Source organism: Bradyrhizobium sp., from assembly GCF_049512235.1.
Classification (GTDB): domain Bacteria; phylum Pseudomonadota; class Alphaproteobacteria; order Rhizobiales; family Xanthobacteraceae; genus Bradyrhizobium.
In genome coordinates this window covers 1-5,945 of the sequence record NZ_JBEKXH010000400.1, presented here as the reverse complement: position 1 = coordinate 5,945, position 5,945 = coordinate 1, and the positions used below count along the sequence as shown (strand labels likewise).

The following is a 5,945-nucleotide window of genomic DNA, read 5'->3' as shown; positions in this document are numbered from 1 at the left end:
AGCAGGGCTGTCGAGGTTGCTTGATCCCTTGAGGTCTTCAATAATCTGCTAGAAGACCCTAGCTGGCAACCAGCTATAGCAGCCGGACCGACCTGGAACCCCCATGAACCTCGACGCTTTGCCTCCCGCGCCCCCGGCCCAAGTTCCGCCGGACGCCCATAGCGGCTTGATGGCCCGCTTCCGCAACTATTTCTTGACCGGCCTGATCGTGGCCGGTCCGATCGCCATCACGTTTTATCTGACCTGGTGGTTCGTGACCTGGGTCGACGGCCTGGTGCGGCCGTTCGTGCCCATTGCCTATCGGCCTGAAACCTATCTGCCGTTCGGGCTGCCGGGATCCGGGTTGATCGTTGCCGTCGTGGCGCTGACGCTATTGGGCTTCCTTACCGCCAATTTGATCGGGCGGACGCTGGTCGATCTCGGCGAGAAGCTGCTCGGGCGCATGCCCGTGGTGCGTGCGATCTACCGCGGCCTGAAGCAGGTGTTCGAGACCTTGTTCTCCGGCCAGGGATCGAGCTTTCGCCGGGTCGGCATGGTCGAGTTTCCCTCGCCGGGCATGTGGTCGATCGTGCTGATCTCGCAGGCCCCGAGCGTGGAGATCGCCAACAGCCTCCCCGGCAGGGAGGAGCACATCTCGGTGTTCCTGCCCTGCGCGCCGAACCCGACCACGGGCTTCTTCTTCTATGTGCCCAGGAGCAAGGTCATCGAAGTCGAGATGAGCGCCGAGGACGCCGCCACCCTGATCATGTCCTGCGGCGTGGTGCAGCCCGGCTCGGATGCGCAAAAGAAAATGGCCGCGATCGCAGGAATGGCGGACGCCGCGCGCGCCGCCAACGCCTCGCCGCTGCAGCCGTCGCCGGCGAAGGTGGAGTGAGCGGCGGGTTTGCACCGGCCTGCATGAGGGTCCGCTTTACCCGTCCCGCTCAACGCGATCTCGCCCAAATGGCGAATGCGGCCCATTACCCCGCTCCGAGCAGCGGCAGGGCTTCGTCGCGTTCGAACAGATAGAGCAGGCAGCGCAGCGCTTCGCCTTGCGTGCCGTTCAGTTTCGGATTGTCCTTCATGATGCGCAGCGCCTCGTCGCGGGCTTGCGCGATCAGTTCGGCATGAACGTCCGAGCGCGCGATGCGGTAGCCGGGCAGGCCGCTTTGCCTGACGCCGAGCACGTCGCCTTCGCCGCGCAGCTTCAGGTCCTCCTCGGCGATGCGAAAGCCGTCGGTGGTTTCGCGGATCACCTTCAGCCGCGCGGTCGACATCTCGTTGAGCGGCTCCTTGTAGAGCAACAGGCAGGTCGAGGCTTCGGAACCGCGGCCGATCCGGCCGCGCAACTGGTGCAGCTGGGCGAGCCCGAAACGCTCGGCATTCTCGATCACCATGATGGTGGCTTGGGGAACGTCGACCCCGACTTCGACCACGGTGGTGGCGACCAGAAGCCGGATCTCGCTTGCGGCGAACTGCGCCATCACGCGATCTTTCTCGCTGCCGCGCATCTTGCCATGCACGAGGCCGACTTGGCCGCCAAATCGCGCTTTCAGGCGCTCGAAACGCGCTTGCGCATCGGCAAGGTCAACGGTTTCGGATTCCTCGACCAGCGGGCAGATCCAGTACACCAGCCGGCCGGCCGACAGCGCGCGGCCGACCGCATCGATCACTTCCGGCAGGCGGCTGTCGGCGACCGCGCGGGTATCGATCGGCTGCCGCCCGGCGGGTTTTTCCCGCAACTCCGAAACGTCCATATCGCCGAAGTAAGTCAGGACCAGCGTGCGCGGTATCGGCGTCGCGCTGAGCACCAGCACGTCGACAGCCCCGCCCTTGGCGGTCAGTGCCAGCCGTTCGCGCACCCCAAAACGATGCTGCTCGTCGACCACGGCCAGCGCCAGCGCCTTGAAGGCCACATCATCCTGGATCAGGGCATGGGTGCCGACCAGGAAATCGATCTCGCCGGCCAAAAGCCGCGCCAGCAGTTCGCGGCGCTCCTTGCCCTTCTCGCGGCCGGTGAGGATCGCGATCCGCAGGCCGGCGCGCTCGGCCAAAGGCGTGATGGTCTTGATGTGCTGGCGGGCGAGGATTTCGGTCGGCGCCATCAGCGCGGCCTGCTTGCCGGCCTCGGCGACGGCGGCAGACGCCAACAGCGCCACCACGGTCTTGCCCGATCCGACATCGCCCTGCAGCAGCCGCAACATGCGGACCGGCTGGCGCAGATCGTCCGAGATGGCGGCGACGGCCTTTTGCTGCGATGAGGTCAGCGCGTAGGGCAGCGCATCGATGATCCGTTTGCGCAAGTGGCCGTCGCCGGCGTGGCGGTCGCCGGCGGGACGGCGCAACTGCGCGCGCACCAGCGCCAGCGCCAGTTGACCGGCCAGCAATTCGTCGAAGGCAAGCCGCGACCAGTAGGGACGCTCGGGCAGGATATCGGTCAACTCGACCGGCACATGCACGCGGTTCAGCGCCTCGGTAAGCGGCGGAAAGTTGCAGCGGCGGATCACTTCCGGACTGATCCATTCCGGCAGCGCCGGCAGTTTTTGCAGCGCCTGCGCCACCGCGCGCCGCAGCGAGCCGAGCGCCAGCCCCTCGGTGAGCGGATAAACCGGATCGATCCCCGACAGTGCTGCGAAACCCGCCTCGTCGACCACGCGATCGGGATGCACGATCTGCAAGGTGCCGTCGAACATCTGCGCGGTGCCGGAGACGTAGCGTTTGGCGCCGACCGGCAGCAGTTTTTCGACATAGCCCGGCTGGGCGCGAAAATAGGTCAGCACGACATCGCCGGTGTCGTCGCCGGCATAGACCAGATGCGGCGCGCGCGGGTTGCGCGGCGGCGCCGGGCGATGGCGATCGACCGTCACTTCCAGCGTCACCACCGTTCCCGGCACCGCGTCGCGGATCTTCGGCCGCGCCCGGCGATCGATCACGCTTGAGGGCAGATGCAGCAGGAGATCGACGATCCGCGGCGTCTCATCGCGGCCGAGCAGATAGCGCAACAGTTTTTCCTGCTTCGGCCCGACGCCAGGGAGGGTCGTGACCGGCGCAAACAGCCGATTGAGCAGGGTAGGGCGCATGTGGAAACCTAAGACCTTTTCTCACCGTCATCGCCGGTCTTGCGCCGGGCATCCACGGGATTTTTCGAAGATAGAGGCTTGACGAGCGAGCGCCCGATATCCAAGTCGGCAATCCTCTTGCGGCCAGTGTTGGACCTTTTGACAACAGCGCTCGTGGTCGATGGGGTTTGCGTGCTGCGTTACGACAATGAGGCGGGCAAGGGCGATCACCGGCATGTTGGGAGACGCGAACAAGCCTATGACTTCACGGGTCCAGATAGGCTGCTTGCGGATTTCTGGCGCGATGTCGAAGAACGGAGGCGAGTAAAATGAAGACGGTCACTCTCCAGGTTTCGGGGCTCGAAGACGTCAAGCGGCGTGCGCGAGATGCGTTCAAGGGAAAAGAGCAGGGCTCGCGGATAAGCCTCGCGAGCCCGGAACTGTTGTTTCGGCTGTTGACAGCGAAGCGCTGGGAACTCATTCGGGCTCTGGCCGGCGCGGGCCCGGTAACGATCCGGGAGGCGGCGCGGCGGGTCACCCGCGACGTGAAAGCCGTACACAGCGATGTACACGCCCTGCTCAAGGCAGGCATTCTGCAAAAGACCGAGAAGGGCCTCGTTATTTTTCCCTTCGACGCCATCCGGGTCGATGTCATGCTGCGTGCCGCCTGACTGGCCCGGTTCAGGATTGCCCAACTTGTCGATACCCGCCAGACATCTGCGGGTTCGCCAAGAACCCTGATACTCGCGCTGCCTTCGTGCGGCGCGCTTCGCCGCAGCGGTGACCGGCGCTTTGCGCGCCAGCGGAGAACAAATCCTTCACATTGCTGCAATCGTAATGACACGTAAGAGTGTTAAGATTCCGTAGCGATCAGCCCTGGTTGCATCGCAAAGTGTGGCTGGCTGTCTGATCCGCAGAGGTCTTTGCAGTATCAAGAAAATGGGGGGTGTCTTGAAGATCCACAATTATTTGACGGCGGTCAGCGTCGGGCTCTCGTCTCTGGCGGCTTTGCCGGCACAGGCCGGCGGTGCGCTGACCCCAGATGGACGTCCGATCCAGCACGTGCTCCTGATCAGCGTCGATGGATTGCATGCCCTCGATCTGGCGAACTACGTCAACAGTCATCCCAGCTCGACGCTTGCCGCGTTGAGCGGGCATGGCACGACCTACACCAATAACCAGACCTCCTCGCCTTCGGATTCGTTCCCGGGACTTGCCGCGCTTCTGACCGGTGGCTCGCCGGTCACGACCGGCTTCTGGTATGACGTGACCTGGAATCGCGAACTGTCGCCCCCGGCCCAGACCGACGGCCTCGGCAACCCCGGCGGTGCATGCCCCGGCCAGATCGGCACGATCATGGCCATGGACGAGTCGATCGACACGGATCTGACCCGGCTTGACGGTGGCGGCGGCATCAATCCGGCTTACCTGCGCCGCGATCCGAGGAAGGGTTGCGCGACCGTGCTTCCGCACCAGTACCTTCGCGTCAACACCATCTTCGAAGTGGCCAGGGCCGCGGGCCTGCGCACGGCCTGGACCGACAAGCATCCCTCCTACGAATGGACCAACGGCCCGAGCGGCCATGGCGTCGACGATTTTTACGGCCCGGAGATCAATTCGATCCCGGTCGCGCTGCCTTTTGCCGGCTGCACGCCGGTGCCCTTTCCGGATCCTGCCCCGGACGACGGCTGGACCACCGCACTCGCCAATGTGCGCTGTTATGACCTGCTTCACGTGAAAGCCGTGCTGAACCAGATCGACGGCTACAAGCATGACCGCAGCAGCTGGGTCGGCGTACCCGCGATCTTCGGCACGAACTTCCAGGCGGTCAGTGTCGGGCAAAAGCTCAACAAGGATCCCGTCACCGGTCAGCCGGGCGGGTACGCCGATGTCCTGGGCACGCCGGCCTCGGGGCTCGCGGATCAGCTCGACTTCATCGACCGATCGCTCGGGCGCATCGTGCAGGAATTGCAGGCTCAGAACCTCACCGGCTCGACGCTGATCATCATCTGCGCCAAGCACGGCCAGTCGCCGATCGACCGCACCAAGAACCATAATATCGGCAACGGCCAGCCCAGCACGCTGCTCGGCGCCTCGGAGTCGTTCGACATCTCCGACGACGGCTCCCTGATCTGGCTCGCCGACTCCTCGCAAACCGTGAGCGTCGTATCCCTGCTCAGCCAACCGCTGAACCAGCAGCTTTTGGGAATCCAGGAGATCTTCGCGGGACAGTCGCTGATCGACAAGTTCAACAGCCCGCTCCACGACCCGCGGACGCCGGATATCATCCTGAAGGTCAACACCGGTGTGATCTTCACCGGCGGCACCAAGATAGCGGAGCATGGCGGCTTCAACGAGGACGACGTGCACACCGCGCTGCTGGTATCGATGGACGGCATGCCGCCTGCGATCGTCAAGACCGCCACCTCGAACCAGCAGGTTGCGCCGACGATCCTCCAAGCCCTTCGGCTCGACCCCCACAGCCTCCAGGCTGTGCGCGATGAACAGATCGGCGTGCTGCCGTTCCTGTTCGCGGACGCCGATTAGGCGAAGGCCCGTCCGAGCGTGAAGATCGTGGCGCCGAGGCTGAGCAGGAGAAGCGGATGCAGGGCGGGACGCCAAATCCGGCAACCGGCCACGACCATCGCGGTTGCCCAGGCCAGCGGACCGCTCTCCCGCAGCAGCGCGAAAGCGCCCGCCAGCACCAGTCCGGCGGCGATCGGAGCGAATCCGGTCTCCACCGCGCCGTGCCAGGCGGAGCCGCGCCAGCGGTTCCAGATGCGACCGGCGCCGAAGATCAAGAGCGAGGAGGGGAGGAAGAAGGCGAGCGAGACGACCATCGCTCCGCTCCAGCCGGCGGCCTTCCAACCGATCAGCGTTGCGAGCGTCGAGCCCGGCCCGGGCGCC

The 5,945-nt window shown here is 65.0% G+C and carries 5 protein-coding genes and 1 pseudogene; 4 read left to right on the top strand and 2 right to left on the bottom strand.

Annotated elements, in window-relative coordinates:
* The first annotated feature begins 103 nt into the window (after positions 1-103).
* Positions 104-874 carry a DUF502 domain-containing protein gene (locus ABSG20_RS27495; RefSeq protein WP_423867629.1) on the top strand — a complete coding sequence of 257 codons (771 nt, stop codon included), beginning with the start codon at positions 104-106 and terminating at the stop codon, positions 872-874.
* 85 nt (positions 875-959) lie between these two features.
* Here the strand turns inward: ABSG20_RS27495 and recG are convergent, their stop codons facing one another.
* Entirely contained in the window at positions 960-3,059 is a 2,100-nt protein-coding gene (gene recG, locus ABSG20_RS27490) for an ATP-dependent DNA helicase RecG (protein ID WP_423867628.1), read from the bottom strand.
* 147 nt (positions 3,060-3,206) lie between these two features.
* Between recG and ABSG20_RS27485 the strand changes: the two are divergent.
* The 3 genes and pseudogenes from ABSG20_RS27485 to ABSG20_RS27475 all read left to right on the top strand — a co-directional run.
* Positions 3,207-3,371: pseudogene (locus ABSG20_RS27485) on the top strand (toxin-antitoxin system TumE family protein); the annotation flags it as partial.
* Positions 3,368-3,709 carry an HVO_A0114 family putative DNA-binding protein gene (locus tag ABSG20_RS27480; RefSeq protein WP_423867627.1) on the top strand — a complete coding sequence of 114 codons (342 nt, stop codon included), beginning with the start codon at positions 3,368-3,370 and terminating at the stop codon, positions 3,707-3,709. The pseudogene ABSG20_RS27485 and the gene ABSG20_RS27480, both read left to right, overlap by 4 nt.
* A 280-nt stretch (positions 3,710-3,989) precedes the next feature.
* Positions 3,990-5,585 (top strand): alkaline phosphatase family protein, encoded by a 1,596-nt coding sequence (locus ABSG20_RS27475; protein WP_423867626.1) that lies wholly within the window; start codon positions 3,990-3,992, stop codon positions 5,583-5,585.
* On the opposite strand, the gene ABSG20_RS27470 is transcribed toward ABSG20_RS27475, so the two are convergent.
* Positions 5,582-5,945 (bottom strand): chromate transporter (locus ABSG20_RS27470; RefSeq protein ID WP_423867625.1); only part of this gene is annotated, 364 nt, incomplete at its 5' end. The two genes, ABSG20_RS27475 and ABSG20_RS27470, sit on opposite strands and share 4 nt — an antisense overlap.

Excerpts from the sequence above, each read along its gene's own strand:
- ABSG20_RS27480 (WP_423867627.1), top strand. The coding sequence starts at position 3,368 with ATGAAGACGGTCACTCTCCAGGTTTCGGGGCTCGAAGACGTCAAGCGG.
- recG (WP_423867628.1), bottom strand. The coding sequence starts at position 3,059 with ATGCGCCCTACCCTGCTCAATCGGCTGTTTGCGCCGGTCACGACCCTC.
- ABSG20_RS27495 (WP_423867629.1), top strand. The coding sequence starts at position 104 with ATGAACCTCGACGCTTTGCCTCCCGCGCCCCCGGCCCAAGTTCCGCCG.